We start from the raw sequence: 25919 nt of genomic DNA, 5'->3' as shown, positions 1-25919 counted from the left end.
TGCCGCTGTCATGACCGCTCATGTTTCTCTAGGTTGTAATTCTCAAGGATGCAGAATCAGATTCAGGACCTCCTGCACTTCTTCAAGCTCTCCCGAAGGAACCAGAATCTCAAACTGCTGCTTGGACATATTGATCGGACGGCATTTTATCAGAAATCCTTCTTCCGTAAGCTTCCTCTGGATCATCTCCGCCACTTTGGCGGTCGGCGCTATATAGATTACCGTCCACATGCCCTGCAAGGCCTCCCTAATCTCAAATCCCAGCCGTATCCTGTATATAATGGAATCATGATAACACAGTTTTCTTTTTTCCCGCAACAGGCTCGGCAGGAAGACTGCTTGACCGGGAGGCCTTAAGTAACAAATGCCGGAGCTGCGATTATTCCTCTCCGGAGGCGGCAGAATAGACCTTCGCCCCTTCGTGGCGGTGGGCAATTCTGGCCGATGCCGCAGCCGCAATCCCGGCTACAAGATCATCAAGAAAAACATGAATGCTTCCTTTATCATCATTCAATTTGCCGATAATTCCAAGCTTTATTTTGTCCAGATAACCAAAACCGGTCAGACCGATCATCCCGTAGACACCTGTGATGCCAAGTGCCAGAGTCTCGTCCGCCCCGTAAAGCGATTCATCCGCCTCCAGCACCGACTGAAGCGGCTGAGGCAGCAGCTTCTTCTCTGCCAGCTCATCCAGCGCGACGCCTGTCATCAGCGTGTACTGCACTTCTCTTTTGCCCAGCACCGCCTTCACACTGGCGAGGCACTCTTCCCCAGTCAAATCGGGATAATAAGCCGATTGCAGAATATATACGATCTCAGCGATAGAATCAAGCGAAACTCCCCGGCGCTCCAGCAGGTCTGCTGCCAATTGATAGGACATGATGTGATTCCCCTTTCCGCACGGGACAATGCCCTGTGGTTCCCTAATGTATGCGGAAAAGGGCGGAAATGTGCTTATTTTAAATATAAGAAAATATGTTTAAGCCGTATGGGAATCCCTCATCCGCTTGTTGGGGCAAAGACCGGATACCTTTTGCGGAATCCTGCCCATAATACAACATTTTCCTCATTCAATCGGCTCAAATCCCAAATTGTTGTACAAAAGGCAGCATTTCACCTTGTCCAGACGGCTTAGCGGGAGAATTCCTGTATTTCATACAACAATTCTCCCGTACACCCGGCTAATTATGAATCAATGCTGCAAAACGTACAACATTCTTGTCTGCAGTGCTTACCAGGAAGTCTCCTTACTGCCGGCAACGAATCTACTTGATTCTGACGGTTCCGGCTCCCAGCATGCTCTCTATTGCCGCAAACAGCTCCTCCGAGGGCTCGATCCGGTAGCTGTCGCTGAGCGCCAGCACCTTCTGGTTGCGCTCGTAGAACAGCAGCGTCGCAGCTGGTCCCGGGTGGGTCTGCAGCAGCGCCTGGAGGCGCGGCAGCAGACCCTTGAGCTCAGCACCCGGCGTGATCTTGATGAAGACACGCTGGGTGCTCTGTGCTGGGCTTGCGGAGCGCTCAGCGGTGTCCGGCCGCGCGCCCGGTGCGGCCGGGGATTGGGGCGCGGCCTGCGCAGCGGCCGCGTTAGCGCGCGCACCGGGCGGCTGTGCCGCCGGTGTGCGTGTGCCCGGTGCAGCGGCTGTGCCAGCTGCACCGCCGCTGCGGGCGCCGGGGCTTCCGGCGCCCGTACGGGCTGCAGGAGCTGCCGCAGGCGCTCCTGCGGGGGCGTTCCGGCCCGCGTAGGCGGGCCGGGCGCCTGCGGCGCTGCGGCGCTGCAGCAGGCCGCGCACGCTGTCCGAGGTGAGCGGTGCCACCTCCTCGGCCAGCAGCTTGAAGCCCTCATCCTCCTGCTGCACCTTGGCGCGCAGGGCCAGCAGCGCGCCCTTCTCGATCAGGCCGCGGCTGCGTTTCCACACCTCCGGGAAGAGTACGACCTCGCAGCGCTCGATCTGGTCTTCCCATTCAACAAAGGCCATCGCCTTGCCGGCTTTTGTTGTAATTTCCTTGAGCGATACAACCATGCCGGCCGTCACAATCATGCTCTCGTCCGCCGTTTCGCCAAGATCCATCAGCTTCTGCATTCCCGGCTCCTCCAGCAGGGCTGCGCTGTCATCCAGCGGATGGCCGGACAGATAGAGGCCCAGCAGCTCACGCTCCAGCTCCAGCTGCTGGGTCACGGAGAATTTCGGGATATCCGGATAGCGGATTTCCCAGTTGGGGGTCTCGATCAGATCATCGAACAGCTGGATCTGCAGCTCATCGCGCTCCTTGCGCCATTTCGCTGCCGCATCAACCGTCTCATCCAGCATCGCCAGCAGCTGGGCCCGGTGGCCGGGAAGCCGGTCGAAGGCGCCTGTCTGCAGCAGCGATTCAATGACGCGCTTGTTGCAGACGCGCAGATCGACACGGCGGCAGAAATCGAGCAGGCTGTCGAACGGGCGCTCCTTGCGGACCGCCATAATATTCTCCACCGCCAGCGTCCCGACATTCTTAACCGCAGCCAGTCCGAAGCGGATATGCCCGCTGCCTTCGCCGGGTACAGGGGTGAACAGCACGCCGCTCTCGTTAACATCGGGCGGCAGCACACCAATCCCGGTGCGGCGGCACTCCAGTACATACTCCGCCACCTTGCGGTGGGTTCCCATCACGGCGGTCAGCATGGCTGCCATGAACTGCACCGGATAATGCGCCTTGAGATAGGCCGTCTGGAACGCCAGCACGCCATAGGCGGCAGCATGTGCACGCGGGAAGCCGTAGTTGGCAAACCGCACGATCATGTCATACACCTCATTGGCATCCGCCTCCTGATAGCCCTGCTTCAGACTGCCCTCCACAAAGTGGCTGCGTTCCTTATCCAGTGTCTCCCGTTTCTTCTTGGACACCGCCCGGCGCAGCAGATCGGCTTCGCCGAGCGAGAAGCCGGCCATCAGGGAGGCAATCTGCATGATCTGTTCCTGATAGACAATGATCCCGTAGGTATCAGCCAGAATCGGCTTCAGATCAGCATGAGGATAAACAACCTCGAACTCCCCGTGCTTGCCCCCGATGAATTTCGGAATAAATTCCATTGGACCCGGACGGTACAGAGCCACCACCGAGACAATATCTTCAAAGCCGCTGGGCTTCAGATCCTTCAGCACCCGCCGTACACCCGCAGATTCCAGCTGGAACACGCCGGTGGTCTCGCCTGCCCCGAGCATCCCGTAAGTCAGCGGATCATGATCCGGGATGAAACGGAAATCAGGGACACTGCCGGTCATCTCCTTCACCCAGTTCATGCAGCGTTCAATAATCGACAAGGTCCGCAGCCCGAGGAAGTCCATCTTCAGCAAGCCTACACTCTCCAGATGCTCCATGGAGTACTGCGTCAGCGCTGTACTCTCACTGCCCGCCTGAAGCGGAACAGCATCGGTCAGCGGCCCCTTAGAGATGATTACTCCGGCAGCATGCGTTGATGCATGACGCGGCATGCCTTCAACCTTCATCGCCATATCGAGCAGCCCCCGGGTCTTCGGATTGGCATCATATAGTGCCTTCAGCTCAGGCGTGCTCTCAAGCGCCCGGGTGATGCTGATGCCGAGCTGGCCCGGAATCAGCTTCGCTGCCTTGTCCACTTCGTTATACGGCAGATTCAGCGCACGGCCTACATCCCGTACAGCTGCTCTTGCTGCCATCGTTCCGAAGGTGATGATCTGCGCCACATGCTCCTTGCCGTATTTGTCCACCACATAGGCAATAACCTCATCGCGGCGTTCGTCACTGAAGTCAATATCAATATCGGGCATTGTAATTCGCTCAGGATTAAGGAATCGCTCGAAGAGCAGATTGTATTTCAGCGGATCTACATCGGTAATCTTCAGCGTGTACGCTGTAAGACTGCCTGCCGAGGAACCACGGCCCGGACCGGTAACAATACCATTCCGGTGGCAGAAAGCAATGAAATCCCAGACAATCAGGAAGTAATCGCTGAATCCCATGTTCTCGATCACGCCCAGCTCATAGGCCAGCCGTTTCTCGGCGGTTTCCTTCTGCTCCGGCGACGCCCATAGCGGCGTATCCGCGTAGCGCGCTTCCAGCCCGCTGCGGCATAACTCGCGTAAATATGCAGCGGCATCCAGCCCTTCCGGCAGAGGGGAATACTCCGGCAGAATGTGATTGCCGAACGTCAATTCCAGATTGCAGGCTTCCGCAATCCTCAGCGTGTTCTCCAGCGCCTGCGGCACATGCGGAAACAGCGAGGCCATCTGCTCACCGCTTTTGAAGAACAGCTGATCCGTACCGATCTTCAGGCGGTCCTCATCATCCACAGATTTGCCGGTGCCGATGCAGATCAGCACATCCTGAACCTCGGCATCCTCCTTGTCCATATAATGGACGTCATTCGTAGCCACCAGGGGAATATCCAGCTCGGCAGCAAGCTGAATCAGCTTCGGATTCACCCGCTTCTGTTCAGGCATACCATGATCCTGCAGCTCCAGATAGAAGTCAGGTCCAAAAATCTCCTTATAACGCAATGCCGACTTGCGGGCTTCCTCATCCCGTCCATGCAGCAGATGCTGCGGCACTTCTCCGCCAAGACAGGCGCTGAGGCAGATGATGCCTTCAGCATGCGCCGCCAGTGCTTCCATATCGATCCGCGGCTTGTAGTGCTGGCCCTCCAGATGGCCGATGGAGATCAGCTTCATCAGGTTTCTGTAGCCCATCTCATTCTTCACCAGCAGAATCAGGTGATAGATCGGCTGATCCTTGCGGCTGCCCCGCTCACGGCGCGAGCCTGCGGTCAAATAAGCTTCACAGCCGATGATCGGCTTGATGCCGTTCTCCTGGCAAGCTCTATAGAAAGGGATGGCCCCGTACATCACTCCATGATCCGTCAGCGCCAGCGATTTCATGCCGTATTCGCCGGCCCGGCGCACCAGATCCGTAATGCGCGCCGCCCCGTCCAGTAAACTGTATTCGCTGTGCACATGCAAATGCACGAAAGGGCTCATATCCCCACATCCCTTCAATCCCAAAATCAAAATATAAGATGAAACTATTTTATCATATTAGAGGGGGAGCCGCCCATAGAATGGATTAAGAGCATAAGGACAGGCAGCGGATGAGCAATTGCCTGGACCGGGAAGGAGCCTCTTGATGAATATTTTCCTGAGCAAAGCCGTTCTTGATTTCTTCATCGCCTTCGGCATAGTTCTGGGCGGCGCTATGCTGGGCGGAATCGGTGCCGTGGTCTCCCTGCAGCCGCCTACACACACGATGCTGGATATCGCCGACCGGATCAAAATCTGGGCGCTGGCCGCCGCTGTAGGCGGAACGATCGACCCGATGCGTGTTATTGAGAGCAACATGCTGGGAGGCAACCTCTCCCCTGCCATCAAGCAGATTCTCTATCTGGTATTCGCCTTTCTGGGCGCTCATATGGGCAGCGAGCTGGTCAAATGGGTGTGCGGCAAGGGGTGAGCAGATAAATGCGCCTGCCGCCGTTTCACCGCTACCGCCGTTTCTCGCAGATTGCTGCCGTTTTTGTGCTGGGAATGATTGTCGGGGGTGTAGTGTACAACGCTATTTATCATATGGGCTACAATGTGCTCTGGCTGAACAATCAGGACCTCCGTATACAGATTGAGCAATACCGTAATGACATTGATACTCTCAAAAAATACAACAATACCTCCACCGTGATCCGGGAGATCAAGATCCGCACCGAGGACAGCAAAGTTAAGGAAGGCAATGCTGCACTGGATACAGTGACGGTCAAGGAAATCCTCAGCAAGCTGGTCAGCGATCTGGAACCGATGCGCGGACGCAGCATGTTTGAAATCGACTCCGACGGGAAGCTGGCACGCCTGCTCCTGGACGGCAAACTCTACATTGTCCGAGAAAAGGAATACAGCGTCAGAATCCGCACTATGCTCGTCATGGAGGGCGTACTGCAAATCTGGGTGGAAATCAGTCCATATAAGCGCAGCTGAGCCATAATCATGGTACAATAGTGGGCAAATCACAGAATGATAGAGTATGACCGAAGCACCGGTTTCCCACCTTCCACTAAGGAGCTGTCTGTCCATGATTATGCTCATCAAGTATCTGCTGTTTGTTCTGCTGGTCGTTTTTATGACCGGTGCCGCGCTGTACAGTTACTCTTCACGCAGAGCGGCAGATCCGCTCATTAAAGGGCTTAAGCGCTCAATTATGAACGTGCTGCTGGGCGCAATGCTGGTAACGCTCTCACTGATGTCAATGTTCATCTTCCGCGGTTCGACGCTTAATGTCGTCATTGAAGCAGCTTTTCTGCTGCTGGGCATCTTCAACATCTTCTCCGGACTGCGCAGTCACGGGTACTACAGCCGGATCCGCAGCGGCAGCGGGAGCTGAGAGTTAGCGGTATCCGAACCGGTATCTGGATTAGTATAATAATCGGACTATCAATCGGTTTTTGAACCGGTATTTGAATCGCTAACTAAATCGCGGCATCTCACCACATGGCCCACCGATATAATCTATACGAAGTGGAAATTGTACACTTATTTCCGGCCAAGCCACACCTTTCAGGGGAGCAGTTGGAAAAAAGGCACTTATTTCGTCCGCTTTACTCCCCTGGTGCAGATTCGGGCGGAATAGTTGTCTTTTTTCCACTTGTTGTTCCAAAACCGGGAAGTTCGGGACAATTAGATGCCCTTTTTCCACTTACTACTTACTGCTCATAATGATACCTGTCCACGCAGTGTTCGGATATTCAAGTGTCCGATCACTCCCCCACTCAGCCGTCCAGTCACTCAGTCGTTCAATCGTTCAGTCACTACGGCGTTCAGTCACTAAACCTCTCAGCCGTTCAATCACTACGCCTATCAGCCGTGCAGCCATTCATTCAACCTGCTGTTCCATGGCATGCCGCCATTCCCCTCCGGTTAATCTCCAATGCCAAATAGACCAGGGTACTCTCCCGGTTACTACAGGATAGCCTGGTCTATTTAGACTGTATTCGTTTCTATTCGATTCTGACTAGTTCTGTATTCGTTTGAACTCAATTCTGACCCGTCTGTATTCGTTTGTACTCGATTCAGATTCGTCTGCATTCGTCTATATTCATTTGAATTCGTTTTGTATTTATTTACTGTGTGAAGTCTGCATGTACGCCCTCACCGTTGCTGAATGCTATATAAATACTATTTACCCGTGGTCAATCGACTGCAGCATCAGGACCGCCTTAGCCACAATGGTCTCCATATGGCTGATCTCAATCTCCAGCTTGCAGGTACGGCGGCTGATCTCCAGCAGCTTCGGCATGACGATAATGGAATGCTCGATCTGCACGGGGCGGATGAAGTAGGTCGACATGTTATCAAGCACATAGTCATTGCCGGTGATGTCCTTAGCCGCTTTGAACGCGGAAAGGGTCATCAGCGTGGACAATATCCCTTCCGAGATCGTCCCCAGATCCGTCGCCATCTGCGGTGTGATGAAGCCGTGGAAGAACAGCTTGCCCTCCTCATCGCGCTCATCGGCAAAACCGTTCCAGATCAGATGATCGAACGTCTCCCCGAGCTGCGGCTGGTTGCTGGCATCGCGCAGGCTCTGCAGCACTTCCCTGCGGGTCAGCGACCCGACCAGCTTGCGGTTGCGGTCCACGATCGGCAGAAAGTCGATCCCTTCCCACATCATAATCTGCGCCGCAGAAGCAAGCGAGGTCTGCAGTGCGGCGGTAACCGGGCTGCGGATCATGGCCTTCTCGATGCTCTGCCCTTCCGCGAGATCCTCCACATCGCGGCGGCCCACGATGCCGATGACCCGGTTCCACTCATCCGTCACCGGGAAGCGCTGCTCGCCGCTCGACAGGGACAATTCGCGCAATTCGCCGACTGTGCTGGAGATTTTGAGCGTATTCAGGCGCGGCTTGCCCTCCACGATATCCTCCACCAGCATAATCTTCTTCTTGATCAGCCGGTCAAAAATCGCCCGGTTAATCATCGAAGCTACTGTAAACGTATCATGCCGGGATGAAATCACCGGCAGGTCCAGCTCATCCGCCAGCGCCTTCACCTCGCGGCTTGTGCCGAAGCCCCCGGTTACGAGCACCCCTGCCCCCTGCTCCAGTGCAAGCGAGTGTACATCATCACGGTTACCCACGATCAGCAGGCTGTCCGCGTCGATATAACGGATCATGGCATCCACTTTCATCGCGCCGATCACATATTTATGAAGATGTTTGTTCAGACCTTCCGCTCCGCCGAGGACATGTCCCTCGACAATGTCGACTACATCCCCAAAAGTAAGCTGATCAGAAATATTGCGAGGCTTCTTCTCTACACGGACCGTACCGATCCGCTCCTTGGTAATGACGATCCCAAGGTTCTCCGCTTCTTTTACCGCACGGTAAGCTGTACCTTCACTAACGCCCATTTCCTTGGCCAGCTTGCGGACGGAAATCTTCGTTCCCACCTTCAGGCTTTCAATATGCTGCAGCAGTTGTTCGTGCTTTGTAATGTTATCGCCTTGTCCTTCCAACTGTTACACCCCCATACCCCGATCTGTACTATTCTGTACCCATTATAACGCTGGTTACACCGGAGTACAACAGAACGGACCTGCTTCTTTTATGAGATATGTCAGCTGTATGACATGCGGTACCAGGGGCTATTGCGCGGCGGCCGCACTAATGAACAACACTAAAAAAGCATGCATGAGTACAGCCCTGAATATAGCTATAACACATCATTTTACGGGCCATAAACACACTATACCTCCCAGCATCCGCACAACCGCAAACAAAGCTCACCCGCAGTCCGCAGCCTTCGCGAAACAGGGGTGAGCCGCCGCCACTTGCCAATAGGTCCCGGCCAAATTCTATGATCTCTGCGACACCCGGGTTTCTTCGTTCCACTGGCCCTGCCACTGCTCCAGCTTGACCTTGCGGACTGCCTCCAGGCGTTTCTGTTTCTCTTCATCCACTCCAATAATAAAGTGCAGGTGCGAGGCAATCACCAGGAAGGCAAACGCACACCAGACAATACCGAAGCCCAGCACCCAGCCGGGACCATTCTGAAAAGACAGCTTCGGCAGCGCGTACAGCAGCATAGCCAGAGCCGCCAGCAGATACACAGAATGTTTGAATTTGTTTCTTTTTTTCATAGTAGGACCGCTCCTTCGCATTAAGAGGTTATCAGGCTGAATGAATCTATATCTCTACTCTATGAACCTGCAGCCCGGATTATGAGACAAGTTGTTAATTTTTCAACATGCTGATTTCGCCGCCTCCCGGTTTAATCTAGCCTGAACGCCAGGGGTGTGAGATGATGGAGGAATGAACAGGAGGAATTTACATTGAATAACATTTGGGGCCAGTCGGAGTACATCATCCGCAAAAAGGTATTCTCCGTCATGGGGGCGAAGCTGCATATTTACAACAGCTCGGAGGAGCTGGTGCTCTTTTCACAAATGAAAGCGTTCAAACTGAAAGAGGACATTGCCCTGTATACCGACGAGAGCATGGAGAGGGAGCTGCTGCGCATCAAAGCCCGCAAGATGATTGATCTCAGCGCAACCTATGATGTATATGATTCAGAGACCGGGGAATCTCTGGGTGCACTCCGCCGCAAAGGGCTGAAGTCTATCGTCAAGGATGAATGGGTCATTCTGGATACCCGCGACAACGAGATCGGATTTATTAAAGAGGACAGTGTGTTCATGGCGCTGCTGCGGCGTGTGATTACATTGATTCCGCAAAAATATAATGTGGAGATCGGCGGTACGGTGATTCCGGCCTTCCGGCAGAACTTCAATCCTTTTGTCACCAAAATCATCGCCGACTTCTCCGAGGACCGCAAAGGTGTGCTCGACAGACGTATGGGCCTGGCTGCTGCTGTTCTGCTCTGTGCCATTGAAGGCAAACAGGATTAGAGCTATCCGGCGCTAAAATCAAAAAGAGGGTGATTCCGGAGCCATTTGGCCCTGAAATCACCCTCTTGCCGTTTCAGAAGGAATCCCCTCTATCGCTTATTGTCCGCCGTACATTTGGGACAGGCTGTCTGTGATGATTTTGTTCACATCTTCGATGACCACGCTAAGGCGGCGCTCTGCGTCGAACAGGCGGCGGATGCCGAGATTCAGGTTAAGCACTTCGAACAGCTTCTCCATCTTCTCCATTTCCTCCTGCGGAGGCATCTCCCCGCTCATCATCCGCTGCTGCAGCTCGATCTGGCTCTGACGGAAGTTGTCTAGCATCTGCTTGCTCTCCGGATCTGCTTCAATCACTTTCATCGCGCTGGTAATATCCGATACCTCGGTGCTGTCTTTAATGGCTCTTGCCAGTTCATGTGCTTTGTCGATTACGTTCATTATAAATCCTCCTGAATGTTTAGTTAGCGCAGGCTCCCTGAGTTTCTTCGCTAAACTCGCTTCGGAAGCATACGCTTAAGTTTTGTGAGCTACTGCTTCCCTGAGTCTTCTTCGCAACCCCCGCTTCGGAAGCATCCGTTTAAGCTATGTGCTCCTGCCCAAATTTCGTGGTCACATTATTTCCCCTCAAGCAGCGCTGACTTCTGTCTGTGCGCCTGCACCTGTAGCCCGCACCTGCACTCCGCCTGCTGACTGGTTTCACCGCCGCCCGGACATTTAATCCGCCCGGCACGGCTTTTTAAAGAATAGGTCAATCACCAAGGGTCAGATGTCTCCATATGATGAATGATATGTAACCCTTAAGATTCATATTGCCGGCAACATGCTGCCTACCGGAAGGAGATCCACGATGTCCCAACTCAAGATCCCGGTCCAAACGGTCCACTCGGGCATCCTGCAGGAAAACGCTGTAATGCTAGGCGACAAATCCATGAAGAGGCTCAAAATACCGGCGCACGGAACAATTCAGCTTACCTTCGGCTCTTTCCGGCAGGAGGTTACCGTTATTCCGGTTCCCAAATCCGACAGTCTGCGCTTAAATGAAGGGCTGGCGCGGCGGCTCGGCTTAAGGCAGCGCCTCAAGCTTAACGCCTCCTACAGCTCAGGCAGCCGCAATCTGCGGCTGGGCCCGCTGATTGGAGTCCTGGTGAGCCGGGACCATCCCGAGCATCCTGACAGAGTCTTCGGCCAGATCACGATGTTCTGCCGGGAACTGACCAATGCCTGCCATGCACAGGGTGCCTATGTATATTTCTTTACCCCGGAAGCGCTGGAATCGCGCAGCACTACCATCCAGGGCTGGGTATACGACGAGGGCTGGCGGAAGCTGAGTCTTCCTGTTGCCGATGTGATCAACAATCGGCTGACGACGCGAAAGGTAGAGAACAAACCTAGCGTACAGCATTTTTTGGCGGATGTAAAATCCCGCTACGGAACTCATTTCTTCAATGAAAAGTTCCTTGACAAGACAGAGGTATTCGAAGCACTGGCGCAAGATCCCGCCCTGCAGCGGTATTTGCCGGAGTCACATGCTCTGAACGGCTTCGCCATATTGAAAAGAATGTGCAGCAACTATCCCAGCGTGTTCCTGAAGCCCGTACGCGGCAGCCTTGGCAAAGGCATTCTGCGAATCTCCAAAGAAGACGGCGGCGGCTACCGTCTGCTGTCTACAACACCGCTGGGCACACGCAAGCAGAGCTATCCCAGTCTGGCGAAGCTTTTTGCGTCCATTGCCCCGAAGATGAAAACTACCCGCTACCAGATTCAGCAGGGTCTTCCCCTCATGGAGCTTGGACGGCGGCCGGTGGACTTCCGGGCACTCGTACAGAAGAACGGCAACGGGAAGTGGGGCGTCACCTCCATTGTGGCCCGGACCGCCGGAAGTAATCACTTCGTCTCTAATCTCGCACGGGGCGGCACGCTCAGTACGGTCCGCGAAGCCATCGGCAAAAGCAATCTGCCGCCCGGAGCGAAGGAAAGCTCCCAGGTTCAGCTTCCGCGGGCGGCACTGGCGATCGCCAGAGGTGTAGAGACGTATATCCCCGCGCATTTCGGGGAGCTGGGCATCGACCTCGCGCTGGACCAGTCCGGGAGAATCTGGCTGCTGGAAGTCAACTCCAAACCGTCTAAGAACGATAACACGCCGCTGAATGACCAGAAGATCAGACCCTCCGTCAAACAAATGATTCTATACTGCCGCTATCTGGCCGGGTTATAAGGAGGACATCATGACCGAAACAGCAATGGGGTTCCTTGGCATAATGACAGACCGCCGCCACGGGAATCCTCCCATCGCAGAGCCGGAGTTCTGCAGTCATCTATGCCGGGCGGCCCCGCTGTATGATCTGAAGGTCCTTGTTTTTCATCCGGAGGGTGTTGCGAAGGATGGCGCTTCAGTCAGCGGATATTGCTGGCAAGGCGGACTATGGTTACCTGCCCAGGCACCGCCGCCTGACATCCTGTATAACCGCTGCTTCTGCCGGACTCCGGAGGAGAAGCAATCTGCAGCAGCCGCCTTGGCTGTATTATCCCGTTCGCTTCCCTGGTCACGCGGACTGCCGGATAAATGGGGCGTATACGGGATTCTGCAGCGCAGCCGCACAGCAGCTGCCCTGCTGCCTGAAACTCTGGTCTACAGCGGCCGGAAAGCGCTCGGCAACATGCTGGCCGCAAGGGAATACGGCGTGTTCCTGAAACCCAAAACCGGCTCCCACGGTAAACGCACCATGCATGCAGTACTCCTCGGCAAACGCGAAGGCGGCGGAGTGAGTGTGCGGGGAAGAGACCGGATGAACGAACCTTTTCAATATATTTTCGGTACGCTGGACGAAGGTCTGGACTGGATCCACCGCTTCATCGGCCAGCACCGCTATATCATACAGCCTTATCTGCATCTTACCGGCAGCGGAGGACAGCCGTTCGATGTGCGTGTGCTGATGCAAAAGAACGGCACCGGCGCATGGACGATGACCGGCATGGCCGTAAGGCTAGGCGGCCGGGGATCTCTTACCTCGAACCTACACGGCGGGGGAACTGCGGTTCCCGCTCTTCCCTTCCTGCTTGCCGAATACGGCGCAGCAGGCCGGGACCTGTATGAGGAGCTGATCTCAGCGGCCGTACTCCTGCCTCCACTGCTGGAAGAATCCTGCGGGAGACTGGGCGAGCTCGGTCTTGACTTCGGCATCGATGCCGGAGGAAGACTCTATCTGCTTGAAGCTAATTCCAAACCAGGGCGCACGGTGTTCCGGCTGACGGGCGACCGCCGGGCTGCTAGACTCGCGGCCGAGAATCCGCTGCGCTATGCGCGTCATCTGCTGCTTGCACCCTGGCAGCAAGCCACAAGCTGCTTCAAAGGCAGTTCCGTTCAACGGGAGAATGATATCAATGGTTCCTAAGGAGGATTCATAAATGGGTCTCACTTTTTGCAATGTGCATTTCACCAAGCAGCCCCAACGAGTGGTCTATGTCTCGGGTGAACTGATGAAAAGCCTGAAATTATCCGGCAAGAAAAACATCCGCCTGCGCCTGGGGAAGGATGCCATACCGGCGATGATCAAGCCGATCAAGCGCGCCGGTAAGCATCTCTTCCTGGCTTCGGGAGTAAAGAGCGCAATCAAGATTCCGAAATCAGGCGGCATTTATTTGCGCAACCTGCAGAATGATGAGGTCCAGCTCGGACCTCTGGTCGGCGTACTCTCCGACGGGCCCGCCTCCGCGTCACAGCCGTTCGGCTCCCGTACCGGCTTCATCAAGCAGCTGCTGCGCGAAGGCAGCAACAAATGCTATATCTTCGCCTTCATGCCGCGTGACATCGACTGGCAGCAGGAGCAGATCAACGGCTACTTCCTGAATGCAAGCGGCAAATTCGAACGTAAAATGGTGCCGCTGCCGGATGTCGTCTATAACCGTCTGCCCAGCCGCAGAGCGGAGACTTCGCCATATATCAACCAGCTGCGCGAACGGTTCGGACGCAAGAAGATTCCTTATTTCAACTGGAGCTTCTTCAATAAATCGGATGTTTACCGTCTGCTGGAGAATGACGGTGCCGCGAACCGTTTTGTGCCGGAAACACACAGCAACCCCAGCACAGAACAGATGCGGGATATGCTGGACCGCCACCACTTTGTCTATTACAAACCTTCCGCAGGCAGTCTCGGCCACGGTATCTACCGGCTGACCTATCTGCCGAAGAAGGGGTATTTCGCCCGTTACCGCAAGAGCGGCAAGAATGTGCTGCTGCGCTTCACCAGCTTCGACAGCCTGATGCGCATGCTGCGCGGCCGTCACGGACAGAGTCTGCAGAACTATGTGGTTCAACAGGGGATCCGGCTGATTGAAATTGACGGCTGCCCGATCGATTTCCGCTTCCATATGCATAAGAACGGCAGCAACCAATGGGTAGTTGTCGGCATCGGGGCCAAGAAGGCCGGCCGGGGCAGTGTTACCACCCACCTGAAGAATGGGGGCGCCCTGCTTACACCGCAGCAGGCACTGGGCCGTGTATTCGGCGCAAGATCAGATGAAGTGCTGCAGCGCGCCAAAACAACTGCCGTCAAGCTGGCCGAATCCCTGGAAATCCAGCACCGGCATCTGCTCGGTGAGATTGGATTTGATCTCGGGATTGACCAGGATGAGGATATCTGGATGTTCGAGGCCAATGCCAAACCAGGACGCTCTATCTTCCGCCACCCCTCCCTGCGTGCTGAGGGCAAAGCTTCCATTGAGCACATCCTGGAGCATTGTCTGTATCTCAGCAAATTCCGCAGGAGGGATGACTTGTGAACAGCCGTATCCCTGACCCCGGCAAGCCCGTTATCGCCATCCTGACCACCAGTGACCGGCTGAAGCAGTTTCGCGGCAACCGCAATAACTTCCGTGATATCATCCGCACCGGCAAAGAAATGGGCTATCTAGTATATGTTGTCACCGTCCGTGACCTTAAGCTTGAGGAGCGGATGGTGAACGGCTACGTCCCCTCTGCCAGCGGCAAGCTCTGGTACTCCATTCCTGTTCCGCTGCCGCAGGTGATTTATAACCGGATTCCGAACAGGGATGAAGAGGAGAAAGCACCGGTCGCCCGCAAAATAGCGGAATGTCTGGAGCATCCTGAGATTCAGCTGTATAACCCGAACTTTTTCAATAAATGGAATCTCTTCGAGTGGCTCAAGGAATCCAAAGCTACTTCAAAGCATGTGCCCAAGACCCGCCGCCTGCGTAGTGCAGCAACCCTGACGGCCATGCTGAAGAATCACGACAGCCTCTACCTCAAGCCGGAGAACGGTAAAGCGGGCAAAGGGATTATGCGGCTGAGGTACCGGGCAGATGCCCTGCTGCCTTACCGGCTGCAGATCCAGAGCGGCAAGAAGAACACGACCTACAAAGCCGCGTCCATCGAACGCCTGTGGGCCAGAATCGTCAGGGAGAAGGGGGTATCCCGCTATATTGTGCAGCAGGCCATTGTGCTTGCTGCGCACCGCGGGCGTCCCTTCGATCTGCGCGTGCTGCTGCAGAAGAACGGCCGGGGTGCCTGGGCGGTCACCGGCATTGGCGCACGGCTGGCCGGTGCCCGCAGCATCACTACCCATGTGCCGCGCGGCGGCAGCATTGAAGAGCCCTCCAGCATGCTGGAGGGGACCTTCGGGGCGGAGCAGGCTGCAGCCATCCTGAAGAATGTCCCCACGACCGCCCTGCTGATTGCCCGGCAGATTGAACGGGCTTCGGCCACCATGCTGGGTGAGATGTCAATGGACCTCGGCGTCGATGAAGAAGGCGGACTGTGGTTCTTCGAGGCCAATTCCCGGCCGATGAAATTCGATGAGCCGGCGATCCGCAAGCTGTCGCTGGAACGTATTTTCCAATATGGCCAGCATCTGTCCCGCCAGACCAAGCCCCAATAAAACCCGTAAAGGAAGTGACACCATGCAGATATCCTCACTCTATGACAGCAATCCCGTACAGTGGAATTCCCGGCTGTCGGGACTGCTTGAGTTCCTGAGGGAGTATGGGGAGCAGCGGATTACGCTCCGCGGATGCAGGCAGCTGGCCCGGTTGACACCGGATCAGCTCGCCCTGCCGGGAGTTTCGCTGCTCGTTGCCACTGTACGGGGACAGAACGGCCGCCAGCTCGCAGGCGTCAGCTTCGTCTCCGGCTACGGCAAGGAGGCCTGTGTAGTTGCCGTTCATCCCCTGTACCGTAACAGGCATACCGGCACAGCCCTGCTTACCGCGCAGCTGGAACGTCTTGGGCAGCTTGAATGTCATGTGGCCTGCGATAACCCTGCCAGTCTGAAAATGTGCTTCAACAGCGGGCTTGCCGCCGTAGACCTGGTTAACGGCCCTACGGGCAAGCCCACGCTGCTGCTGCGGTCTCTCCGGACTGCAGCCGGTGCTACTATTCTCCCACAAGAAGGTGAACTCCTGTGCCAGAGCCCGTCTTAGGCATCCTCACGCTGTATCTGAACGACGCCAAACAGCTTGAGGAGAAGAGCGTGTACCGGAGGATGATTATTGAAGGCAGCCGGATAGGCCTGGATGTCTTTGTGTTTACCCCCGCAGATGTGCATGTAAGCAAAGAACAGATCAATGCCCTTGTCTATGATATTAAAAGCGGAACATGGTCGCGCAAATGGCGCTCCTTCCCGAACATGATCTATGACCGCTGCCGGATTCAGCGCAGCCAGCGGTTCCAGCAGCTGCTGCGCTTCCGCGCACGGTATGACCACCTGACCTTCCTGAACCGTCCGCTGCGTAATAAATGGACGGTGCATCAGACCTTCTCCCAGCGCAGCCGTTTCCGGCAGCATATGCCGGAGACTCTTCTATATCAGTCTTCCGCTGATCTCCACCGGATGCTGAAGTTCAGTCCGGTTGTTTACGTCAAGCCGATTAACGGCACCGGCGGACGCGGCATCCTGCGGATTGAACGGCAGCGGGAAGGCAAGCATCTCTACGATATCCAGGGACGCCGTCAGAGCCGCCAGATCATTGCCCCCCGCAAGGTGACGCTGAACCGCCTGGAGTCGATCGTGCGCCAGTGGTGCCTCGGCGGACGGTTCCTCGTCCAGCAGGGCATTCCGCTGCGTCTGCCGAGCGGACGGTTCCATGACTACCGTATGCTCGTGCAGAAGAATGGCCAGGGCGTCTGGGAATTCACCGGCATGGCCGGCCGGGTGGGCGCTGCCCGCAGCGTCACCTCGAACCTTCATGGCGGCGGGCATGCCATGAAGGCGGAGGTCCTGCTGAAGCAGTGGCTTGGCAGCGAAGAGCGGGCCGACAAGGCCATGCGGACCGCCGAGAAGCTGGGACTCGAAGCCGCCGCATACCTCGAAGACAGCTTCGGCGCACTCTGCGAGCTGGCGCTCGACCTCGCGATCGACCGCGAGGGCAAGATCTACGTGCTGGAGGTCAACCCCAAGCCGGCCCGCGAAGTCTTCGCCCGCTCCGGCGACAGCGCCACCTACCGCAAAGCGCTGATCCGCCCGCTGGAGTATGCGATGTGGGTGTATAAGAACAAGAATACGCCGAGCTCGGCGAAGACGGTGGAGGAATAGATGCTTAGTACAGACAGATGACTTGCCTGCTTCTGATGAAAGAAGCTATCTGCATAATTTAGCAGGAAACGAATCGAATTTCTGAAGCTTCAGCCTAAGACAGGAATCAGTTGAAAAATTCTTAACCCATCGAAAAAGGATGATAGACTGTGCTAAAAACATATTCTATCATTCTTTTTTAGTTTAGCCTCTACTACAGCACCCTTTCCAAGAATCCTGCGGGGCGGCTTGGTTACGGAGGAAGACCGGGCAGCGGACCGGCAATTCAAGGATTTCATCATGTCTGGCGTACGGGCAACCTGACGGTAATCGTTGTCCCCCCTCCAGCCGCACCGTCCACCTCAATGCTCCCCTGATGCAGGGAGACGATTTTTTTGACGATCGCAAGTCCCAGACCGTTCCCGTTGTTATTTCTGCTGCGCGACTTGTCAACTTTATAGAATCTTTGGAATATAGCGGTGAAATCTTCCGGGGAAATCCCGATGCCGTTATCGCTGATGATGACGGACACCTCCGCTGCACTGCTGTCTATACTGATGCGGATCTTGCCGCCTTCCGGCGTGAACTTAATGCTGTTGCTGAGCAGATTCATCCATACCTGCTTCAGCTGATCTTCATCCCCCTCGATATGGACTGCTTCCGGCAGCTCCAGATCGATCACGATGCTTCGGGCTGACCATTGCGGCTCACAGGTCACAACGATGGTTCGAATCTGCTCGTCAAGACGGAAGGCGGCAGCTGTGAAGGGATGGTGCTCGGAATCCAGGGAAGCCAGCTTCAGCAGATTATCACTTAGCCTCGACAGACGTCCACTCTCCGCAATAATGATATCCAGATAGTCCTTACGTTCCTCTTCCGCAATAAGATCATGGTTCTGCAGTGCCTTGGCAAAGCCGGAAATGGACGTAAGCGGAGTCTGGATTTCATGGGAGACGCTCGAGACGAAATCCTGCCTCATCTGCTCGAGCTGCTTCAGTTCCCCGGCCATTTCCACATAGCTTCGCGTCAAATCCCCGATTTCGTCCACACGGTTTACTTTAAGATCCACCTCGTAATCACCCTTGGCCAGTCTTTTCGTGGCATTTGTCAAAGCTTTTATCGGCTCCACCAGATATCTGGCCGCAATTACAATGCATATGCTCCCCAGCAGTAGTACTAGCAAAAGCACAAAGAGCATCATCCGGTTGACGATATTCTCGTTCTCGGCAGAATACTGCAGGAACATCGCATGCCATTCCCCCCTGAGCATAAAGGGCATTCCGACGAATATCTCCTTATCCTCCGCAGAAGAACGGTAGATCTTCCCCTGCAGCACTTGCCGGGCAGCTTCAGAGGTGATGGTGACAGAAGGACTGTCCGGGAGTCCGTAAAATGAATGTTCCCCGGACGGATTGTATAGGTGGATCGGGTGTGCCGATACCTTAACCATACTATTCAGGAACTCGTCCGTATCTTTAGGCTTGGCTTCATCATAGCGGTGAATGATCTCCTTGCCCACTGCGATCATCTCGCTCTGTCCCTTATAGCTGATTTGCTGCTGAAAAACATACAAGCCAATCAAAAAGGAACAGATCAGACTGAAAATAATGATGCCGAGGAATGTGAGAATGACGCGCACATACAGTGTCTTAATCATGGCTGAGGGATCAGCCGGTATCCAAGACCGCGCGCCGTTTCGATTTGAAACCGCTCGCCGTTGCCGCTGAATTTCTCCCTTAACCGGCTGATATGCACATCCACGGTCCGGCCGTCTCCTTCATAATTCAAACCCCAGATTTGCAGGATCAGCTGGTCTCTGGTGAAGATTTGCCAGGGGTGACTGGCCAGCAGGAACAGAAGCTCAAATTCTTTTAGGGGCATCGTGACCGGTGCTCCACCGCGCGTAACCTGGAAAGTGCGGCGGTTCAGCACCACATTGCCCAGCTGCACAGACTGCGAAGAAACAACCAGCGAGCGTTTGAGCAGCGCTTTTACCCGCATCACCAGTTCAAGCGGATCAAAAGGTTTGGTGAGGTAATCGTCCGTACCGAGTTGAAACCCTTTTACTTTGTGGGCGGATTCCGCTTTGGCCGTCACCATGAGAAGGGGAAGGTTGGCATCCGAGCGCCGGATTTCCCGGCACAGCTCCCAACCATCCAGTCCCGGCATCATAATATCCAGAATGACGAGATCGACCTGCGAGTTCTCTATCATGGACAGCGCTCTGGTGCCGTCCCTGGCTTCTAGGAGGTCAAAACCTTCTTTCCGCAAAAATAGAGACATCAGCTTCCGGATGTTATCATCATCATCCGCGATAAGTATAGTAGCCATGATATCCTCCTTTCTTAAGCGTTATCCGAACTGCCAGCCCAGCAGATTCCAATAGTAGAAAAACAGAGTCATCGCGACCGCCGAAAGCGCTACTAGCGTGTAATGTACTCGTTTGAACGCCGTCCAATATTTCTTCTTCCAAACCAGTATAGCCGAAACTAACAACGCTAGAGTCAAACCAACCAGAATGACTGGCATAACCAGACTTAGAGTAAGCAAAGGGCTGATACCACTGAGCTTCTGCATCGTATCCATAGACATAATTACTCCAAATGTCGCGGCAAAAGACAGCAGTGCCCAGCCGGCAGTTCCCGCAGATAGCCGGATGGCCCGCTTTTCAGGAAGTGTCATCACCTTGATCTTGCGTCTGGAGAAGAGTCGTTCAAGCAGTGCAGAGATGAAAATCAGCCCCGAGCCCCCAATTACAATAAGCCAAAACTTATTCTGATCCAGGAGAGGCGTGCGCTCCAGCGGCATATCCGGAACCATGTCCAAAAGCATATGTGTAACCTTGCCGGATTCATTCGTGCGGAAACCAATCTGTTCAGTGCCTCCCTCATGCTGGAACAGATCCGGCGCGATCTCCCTGTACAGCTGTTGTTCACTGCCGCTTCCCAACGATAGCTTATTATCCACGACCGCGACCTTCAGCTGGGCAAAAAAGTTAAAAAACTTATCGATATCACTAAAGTTCCGGCGTGTAAATTGATAGGTACCGGCATATTTCTGTACAGATTCCGCAGAGGCGGCGAACTCAGGCTGCTCCGTTTCTGGAGCGGGATAATACCGGTTGAAGAAGGCTTGGACCAGCCCGGCCGCGGATTCACTGCCTTGACCGCCGTTGTAGGATAAGAAGATTCCTGTTTGCTTGGCCGGCGCGAGATACAATTCCGTATTAAACATCGGGTCGGAGCCCCCATGAGAGATCAGCCTTATACCGTTGATCATTTTCTCTGCGAACCCGAGATCGACTCCCGGAAGACGTGTATCGAATTGGTATGCCGTTGAATGCATAAGTTCAGCGGTCCCGGGTTTCAGAATCTGCCGGTCGCCATATGTCCCGTTCTGCAGATGGGCGATCATGAAGTGTGCCATGTCTGCTGCAGATACAGTAGCCGAGCCGGCAGGACGAAAACCGCCCTCGTACGTAGGAGTGCCGGGAATAAAGCTGCCGTTCTTGCTTGTGTACCCCACAACTTTGTAGGGCATGAATAAATCCGGCAAAGGCTCCACGACAGTAGAATTGTTCATATCCAGCGGATCGAAAATATACTTTTGAATATAATCATTGTAAGGAAGGCCGCTGACATCCTCCACAATCATCCCCGCAAGCGTAGCTCCATAGTTAGAATAAGAACTCATCTCTCCGGGCGGCCTCACCCGGGCGAGCATATGCTTATTGAGTGTCTCCGGGATGGACCCCGGTAATTTGGCAGGGTCTGTGGTGATTTGATAACCGACTCCCCCCTCTTCAAACCCTGCTGTATGTGTCATCAAATGCCGCATCGTGATCGGCTCAGGATAAGTGGCAGGGATCTTCACTGATTTCAGGTAGGTGTTAATATCCGTATCCAGATCAATCTTGCCCTGTTCAACCAGCTGCATTACCGCTGTCCAGGTGAACAGCTTGGTTGTTGAAGCGATGCGGAACATGCTGGTTACAGGATCAACCGGAGCCGCTTGTTCCAGATTGGAACTGCCATAACCCTTGGTCAGAATGATCTTGCCGTCCTTCACGATGGAGATGACCGCTCCCGGAATTTGCAGCCGGTTCATATCTTCTTCCATGATTCCATCCACGAAGGCAGTCAGACCCGCGATATCATCAAGATTCGCAGGCGCTTCAACCGGAGATACCGATACCGCCGGCTTGGTTTGAGCCGTCCCGGCCGTGGCATGTTTCCCGGGAAATATAAGGCTCGCACCTAATCCAATCACAGCTAATATTGCCAGAATGGCGACCCGTCCCTTTTTCATTGGCATTAACATTATTATCCCCCGCATCATCTATTGTATTGGAGGCTGGATGATCATCCGCCTGACACTTATAGAGACTAACAGAGTATTGTGAATGGAACGTTAACAAGACTATCAACAGTCCATGCGCAGATTTATTACACACATCCTTGAATTGGTGCATTACTCAAATACGGGGGCAACAGGCCGATGAAATTCTTATGTCTATGGTGTAAACCCGCCCGATTCCGCTTGAATCCTCATAGTGTGTATGGTGCGGAGGGAGCGAATGGAGTGAATGAAGTGAATGGAGTGAAATCATTCACTATTACTCAAAATCCTGCACAAAATACAACATTCTCCTCAATAAATCGGCCTAAATCGAAAATTGTTGTACAGAATGCAGCAATTCTCCTCCTCCAAGCCGATTATTGGAACAATTGTTGTATTTCGTACAACAATCCTCCAGAACAGCCGGGTATGCTCGTAACCGGGTTGTATTTCATACAACATTTCCCCCTACACAGCCGCCAACTTAAGAATCCTATTCGCTGCTATAGGCGAATGCGCTGAGACAACAGTACATTCCAAGCAGTTTGTCTAACTTACAAACCTTGCTTAAATGCTCAAAGCCCTTCTCCCGGACTATTCATCAGCACTTACATCAGGCATTTACATAAACAGCTACAGAAACATATCAGGCACACCCTCCACCGGCTCGTAATAACATATGTATGAATTTTGCATCACCGGGCGGAGCAGCCCTTTACCGACAAGCTCCTGCAGCTGTTTGCGCGCCGTCCGAAAGTTCAGATTATAGTGCAGCATGACGTCTTTGGGGCGTAGCCCCTTATCCAGGCTCCAAGCCAGCTTAACAATCTCCCTGTCCTGCGGGGAGAGGGATTGACCGGACGGAACCCGGATCATTGAAGGAGCGATGACCATTTGCAGCAGCATACGGCAGATCTCCGGGCGGTTCTGCACATCGTCGAAGGAGAAGTGGATAATCCTCCAACCCAATCCGTTCAAAAAAGTATCCCGGTTTAGCGAATAGCTGAACCTCTCCCGGTCCATATCCTTCACATGGCTCTGATACCCATCGCATTCCAGGCCGAATTTCCCATACGGCGGAAGAAAAGCAAAATCAAGAAATTGCGACTTGCGGTTCCAGTCATACACCTCATATTCAGGATGCAGATGATCCAGATTGCCAAACAGCGGCCACCACACATTCTGCAGGAGCAGCTTCTCGGCATACTGATGCCCCCGTGCCAACCGGCCTCTTCCTTCCCCTGTTCTGACCGATAAATGCTGGTCTAATAGCAGGTGATGTGCTTTTTCAAACTCCATATCCATTCCTCCCTCTCACATTCACATTTACGCAAAAAAAGAACGCCCCTCTGCCGATTAAGCAGCTTGGGACGTTCTTCGTCTGAGCTAATTATACGCCTGCACAACAAGTGCGGCAATCATTTCATTCAGTAGTGATGACATTAATTTCTTTTCCACACTCTTACATTAATTAAATAATATATAAACATAATCAATTGTATGATCACAACACCTATTGGAAGCAGATAGATAATTTCAACCGAATACTTCGGCATTGTAATAAATACAAGCTCATCCTCACTGCCTCCATCACTTTGCATTACCACGAAAAGAAACAGAAGTAAGCTGCTTGGGATGACAGTAAATACGAACCAGGTGATTCGGTCCCCGATTCTCTTCGCCCTAATAAACAATAACCCGTTGATAAAGCACATGGCGAGGGGCAGAATGTACGTTTTACACAGTAAAATTATTAACTCTGTTCCCCATCCTCCTTCAATTCTTATCCCGAGAAAATAGATCAATATCAGATGTATTGCAATTGCTGCTAACATATATGGAATGACTTGGAATACCGGCTTTATGGATTTCTCCATTGTTTATCTCCCTTGCTTAACATGTATTAGGCAAAATGATTATTCTTTGAATGTAACTCTGAAATTTCTAATTATGTAAGCCAATGCGCAAGGAAGAAAAAGAGCACTGTCGTACTAAAACAGATCAGGAGCAAGAGCTGCAGGTTCTTCTCTAATAAGTGTTTGGCAAAGAAAAAACAGATTACCAGGCACACTAACAAGAGGACGATATAAAACGACAGTTGATTATAGTCGGTTGCTGCCCGAAATAACTCTCCTCCGCCCGTAGAAAAGACTATGCCGATGACTAGAAAGTACATACCCATTCCCATTAATCCGCTCAAAGCAACGAAAATCAAACTGATAATCATGTTACCTCCTTTGACTTGGTTACTGTTTCTCATCAGACAGATATAATATCAGGAATCTATTGAATATATTCCCTTTACCCCAAGTTATCGGATTCTCCCCTTGATTTGTGTATATCAATGAACGGCAAAAAAAGAGCCGTGTAAAAACACGGCCCATTCTCCACTAACTCAATAGCTCGCTCTTATTGAACACCCTTCTTCTTCATATCCTCCAGGTGGCGCTGGTACATTACTTTCTCCGCCTTCTCAGCACCGACTTTGTTCATCTGGCTGATGAAATCGTTGTAGGCGTTGTCGAAATCAGCGTCTGTTTCAGACAGGATCAGCTTCGGAATCGTTTTATTCCAGAGATCCTTCACTTTGCCGTTGATTACACCTTCAGGTGAAGATCCGTCAGGCTCTATGTTGTCCATGCCCAGGGAGTAGCTGTCGAAGTTGTATTTCTCCAGCAGCTTGGCTCCGGCGAACTGCTCCGGCTGCTGCTCCTGGAAGTCACGGGCGGATGCATCATCCCATAGCTTGCCTGCCCGCATCAGGAGTGTCGAATCATCGAAACCGTACTGGGCGTTATAAGCGTTGTTGTCCTTAAGCTTCAAGTCCATAATTTCCTGCTTGAATTTCGGCAGGCCGTCCACCATGTCATAAGTCTCGCCTTCCTTGCCGTAGCGGGCATCAAGCTGCCCTTCATCAGACCAGGCATATTCGGCAAAACGGATAATGCGTTCCGGATTCTTGGCATTCTTAGTAATGAAGAAGCCCTGCCAGCCCATCAGACGGGAAGCGGCATATCTAGGGTCCTGTCCATTCGCCTGAAGTCCGCCGATAATGGTATATTTCTGGTCAGCGCCCAAGGTGCTCTCAATCTTAGGGTTATATTGGGTATACATATTAGTCATGTACTGGGAAGCTGCTGCATATTGCGCACCATACAGCTTTTCTTCATATTGCTCCTGCTTATAGATTAGCAGCTGTGAATCAAACAGACCGGCGCGGTACAGCTGGTTCATGTAGCGGAAGGAGTCGATGAAGCCCTTATTGCGCATCGGATATTCCACAATCTGTGTATCATCCTTGATCCGTTCCTCCAGCAGATTCGGTGCAAATGAGCTGATCAGGAAGTTCATCGACAAGCTGCCGGCGAAACCATTCTTGGCTACATCGAAATTCTCCACGCCGACCGGGCTGACATCCGGGTATTTCTCTTTGGCCAGCTTGAGGGCATTCATCAGGTCATCTGTTGTTTTGAGTTCAGGACTGCCAATGGCCTTGTAAATATCGTCGCGGAAGAACCATGGACGGATCGGCGTAATCGGCACGCCGCTGGTCAGTCTGTCAGCGGTTTCAAACAGGTTCGGCAGGTACCAGAGCTTTCCGTCAACCGAATGATATTTCACCATATCCGGGTCGAGCATGGTTTTGAATTCCGGCGCATATTTGTCCATCAGCTCATCCATGGAGTAGACCATGCCGTTGTTAATCAGCTTCGTCACAGCAGGGTTATTCCAGTCCAGCATAATGGTATCCGGCAGATCCCCTGAAGCGATCATGGTATTCAGGTAGTCGTCATCGTTCCCCGTTGCCAGCTTGCGGTCGATCGTCACGCCTGTTTTTTCCGTAGCCAGCTTCATCGCATACTGATCCTTCCACAGATACGCAGATGCCCAGTTCCCGTAGAAATATTGGCTGAATTTAAAAGGTGAGGTATCTTGCTTCCAGGATTCCGTGCTTCCGGTGTCTGTTCCTGCATTAGAAGGTTCTGCCGAAGCATTCGCTGCCGGAGTAGCTGCCGCATTGCCCTCAGCCGCTCCATTTGCATTGTTGCCGTTATTATTAGAACTGCAGCCTGCCAGCAGGGTGACGGCGAGTAAAGCAGCAGCCATTCCTTGTGCGCCTTTCTTTCTCATACATTGACCTCCCATAAGTTGAAATCT

Annotated in this window: 23 protein-coding genes; 10 read left to right on the top strand and 13 right to left on the bottom strand. The window is 53.4% G+C overall.

Annotated features, from left to right (window positions below):
• Nucleotides 1-42: 42 nt before the first annotated feature.
• From PBOR_RS11125 to PBOR_RS11115, 3 genes are all read right to left on the bottom strand, one after another.
• A complete protein-coding gene (locus PBOR_RS11125; protein WP_036700684.1) occupies nucleotides 43-231 on the bottom strand; it encodes a hypothetical protein in 189 nt (62 codons plus the stop codon).
• Nucleotides 232-379: 148 nt separating this feature from the next.
• Nucleotides 380-880, bottom strand: coding sequence for a phosphatidylglycerophosphatase A family protein (locus PBOR_RS11120; protein WP_042211731.1), 501 nt, complete (start codon nucleotides 878-880; stop codon nucleotides 380-382).
• 385 nt (nucleotides 881-1265) lie between these two features.
• Nucleotides 1266-4991: a DNA polymerase III subunit alpha gene (locus tag PBOR_RS11115; protein WP_042211730.1), complete on the bottom strand. Its 3726-nt coding sequence runs from the start codon at nucleotides 4989-4991 to the stop codon at nucleotides 1266-1268.
• A 145-nt stretch (nucleotides 4992-5136) separates the two neighbouring features.
• Here PBOR_RS11115 and PBOR_RS11110 point away from each other — a divergent pair, with 145 nt between their 5' ends.
• From PBOR_RS11110 to PBOR_RS11100, 3 genes are all read left to right on the top strand, one after another.
• The gene (locus PBOR_RS11110; RefSeq protein ID WP_042211729.1) at nucleotides 5137-5460 is read left to right on the top strand and encodes a YtrH family sporulation protein; all 324 of its coding nucleotides are present in this window, start codon (nucleotides 5137-5139) and stop codon (nucleotides 5458-5460) included.
• A gap of 8 nt (nucleotides 5461-5468) precedes the next feature.
• Nucleotides 5469-5972 (top strand): sporulation membrane protein YtrI, encoded by a 504-nt coding sequence (locus tag PBOR_RS11105; protein WP_042211728.1) that lies wholly within the window; start codon nucleotides 5469-5471, stop codon nucleotides 5970-5972.
• Between the two features lie 94 nt (nucleotides 5973-6066).
• Nucleotides 6067-6375, top strand: coding sequence for a YtpI family protein (locus PBOR_RS11100; protein ID WP_042211727.1), 309 nt, complete (start codon nucleotides 6067-6069; stop codon nucleotides 6373-6375).
• 795 nt (nucleotides 6376-7170) lie between these two features.
• On the opposite strand, the gene PBOR_RS11095 is transcribed toward PBOR_RS11100, so the two are convergent.
• Both PBOR_RS11095 and PBOR_RS11090 read right to left on the bottom strand, forming a co-directional pair.
• Nucleotides 7171-8505, bottom strand: a complete 1335-nt coding sequence (locus tag PBOR_RS11095) for a DRTGG domain-containing protein (protein ID WP_039309562.1) — start codon at nucleotides 8503-8505, stop codon at nucleotides 7171-7173.
• A 339-nt stretch (nucleotides 8506-8844) separates the two neighbouring features.
• A complete protein-coding gene (locus PBOR_RS11090) occupies nucleotides 8845-9129 on the bottom strand; it encodes a hypothetical protein (RefSeq protein ID WP_042211726.1) in 285 nt (94 codons plus the stop codon).
• Between the two features lie 192 nt (nucleotides 9130-9321).
• On the opposite strand from PBOR_RS11090, the gene PBOR_RS11085 reads away from it, so the two are divergent.
• On the top strand, nucleotides 9322-9897 hold the full coding sequence (locus PBOR_RS11085) for an LURP-one-related family protein (RefSeq protein ID WP_042211725.1): 576 nt from the start codon (nucleotides 9322-9324) through the stop codon (nucleotides 9895-9897).
• A gap of 96 nt (nucleotides 9898-9993) precedes the next feature.
• On the opposite strand, the gene PBOR_RS11080 is transcribed toward PBOR_RS11085, so the two are convergent.
• Nucleotides 9994-10335: a YlbF/YmcA family competence regulator gene (locus PBOR_RS11080; protein WP_042211724.1), complete on the bottom strand. Its 342-nt coding sequence runs from the start codon at nucleotides 10333-10335 to the stop codon at nucleotides 9994-9996.
• A gap of 409 nt (nucleotides 10336-10744) precedes the next feature.
• Here PBOR_RS11080 and PBOR_RS11075 point away from each other — a divergent pair, with 409 nt between their 5' ends.
• From PBOR_RS11075 to PBOR_RS11050, 6 genes are read left to right on the top strand one after another with little or no spacing between them, the layout of a single operon-like run.
• Nucleotides 10745-12112, top strand: coding sequence for a YheC/YheD family endospore coat-associated protein (locus PBOR_RS11075; protein WP_042211723.1), 1368 nt, complete (start codon nucleotides 10745-10747; stop codon nucleotides 12110-12112).
• A gap of 10 nt (nucleotides 12113-12122) precedes the next feature.
• A complete protein-coding gene (locus PBOR_RS11070; RefSeq protein ID WP_042211722.1) occupies nucleotides 12123-13289 on the top strand; it encodes a YheC/YheD family endospore coat-associated protein in 1167 nt (388 codons plus the stop codon).
• Nucleotides 13290-13302: 13 nt separating this feature from the next.
• The gene (locus PBOR_RS11065; RefSeq protein WP_042211721.1) at nucleotides 13303-14676 is read left to right on the top strand and encodes a YheC/YheD family endospore coat-associated protein; all 1374 of its coding nucleotides are present in this window, start codon (nucleotides 13303-13305) and stop codon (nucleotides 14674-14676) included.
• On the top strand, nucleotides 14673-15791 hold the full coding sequence (locus PBOR_RS11060; RefSeq protein WP_042211720.1) for a YheC/YheD family endospore coat-associated protein: 1119 nt from the start codon (nucleotides 14673-14675) through the stop codon (nucleotides 15789-15791). The genes PBOR_RS11065 and PBOR_RS11060 overlap by 4 nt, the downstream gene beginning before the upstream one ends.
• 22 nt (nucleotides 15792-15813) lie before the next feature.
• Nucleotides 15814-16332: a GNAT family N-acetyltransferase gene (locus tag PBOR_RS11055; protein ID WP_042211719.1), complete on the top strand. Its 519-nt coding sequence runs from the start codon at nucleotides 15814-15816 to the stop codon at nucleotides 16330-16332.
• Nucleotides 16314-17444 carry a YheC/YheD family endospore coat-associated protein gene (locus PBOR_RS11050; protein ID WP_042211718.1) on the top strand — a complete coding sequence of 377 codons (1131 nt, stop codon included), beginning with the start codon at nucleotides 16314-16316 and terminating at the stop codon, nucleotides 17442-17444. The genes PBOR_RS11055 and PBOR_RS11050 overlap by 19 nt, the downstream gene beginning before the upstream one ends.
• A 277-nt stretch (nucleotides 17445-17721) precedes the next feature.
• On the opposite strand, the gene PBOR_RS11045 is transcribed toward PBOR_RS11050, so the two are convergent.
• The 7 genes from PBOR_RS11045 to PBOR_RS11015 all read right to left on the bottom strand — a co-directional run bounded on the left by PBOR_RS11045 (nucleotide 17722) and on the right by PBOR_RS11015 (nucleotide 25892).
• On the bottom strand, nucleotides 17722-19080 hold the full coding sequence (locus PBOR_RS11045; protein ID WP_042211717.1) for a sensor histidine kinase: 1359 nt from the start codon (nucleotides 19078-19080) through the stop codon (nucleotides 17722-17724).
• Entirely contained in the window at nucleotides 19077-19754 is a 678-nt protein-coding gene (locus PBOR_RS11040) for a response regulator transcription factor (protein WP_042211716.1), read from the bottom strand. The genes PBOR_RS11045 and PBOR_RS11040 overlap by 4 nt, the downstream gene beginning before the upstream one ends.
• A gap of 21 nt (nucleotides 19755-19775) precedes the next feature.
• Nucleotides 19776-21737, bottom strand: coding sequence for a serine hydrolase domain-containing protein (locus tag PBOR_RS11035; protein ID WP_245648129.1), 1962 nt, complete (start codon nucleotides 21735-21737; stop codon nucleotides 19776-19778).
• A 657-nt stretch (nucleotides 21738-22394) separates the two neighbouring features.
• Nucleotides 22395-23060, bottom strand: coding sequence for a PDDEXK family nuclease (locus PBOR_RS11030; RefSeq protein WP_042211714.1), 666 nt, complete (start codon nucleotides 23058-23060; stop codon nucleotides 22395-22397).
• Between the two features lie 143 nt (nucleotides 23061-23203).
• Nucleotides 23204-23638, bottom strand: a complete 435-nt coding sequence (locus tag PBOR_RS11025; protein ID WP_042211713.1) for a hypothetical protein — start codon at nucleotides 23636-23638, stop codon at nucleotides 23204-23206.
• Nucleotides 23639-23709: 71 nt separating this feature from the next.
• A complete protein-coding gene (locus PBOR_RS11020) occupies nucleotides 23710-23988 on the bottom strand; it encodes a hypothetical protein (RefSeq protein WP_042211712.1) in 279 nt (92 codons plus the stop codon).
• A 182-nt stretch (nucleotides 23989-24170) separates the two neighbouring features.
• Nucleotides 24171-25892 carry a type 2 periplasmic-binding domain-containing protein gene (locus PBOR_RS11015; protein WP_042211711.1) on the bottom strand — a complete coding sequence of 574 codons (1722 nt, stop codon included), beginning with the start codon at nucleotides 25890-25892 and terminating at the stop codon, nucleotides 24171-24173.
• Nucleotides 25893-25919 lie beyond the last annotated feature (27 nt).

The sequence above is a fragment of the Paenibacillus borealis genome, from assembly GCF_000758665.1.
GTDB lineage: Bacteria > Bacillota > Bacilli > Paenibacillales > Paenibacillaceae > Paenibacillus_AQ > Paenibacillus_AQ borealis.
Note: the sequence above shows the minus strand (reverse complement) of the source record. Positions and strands in the feature narration are given on the sequence as shown.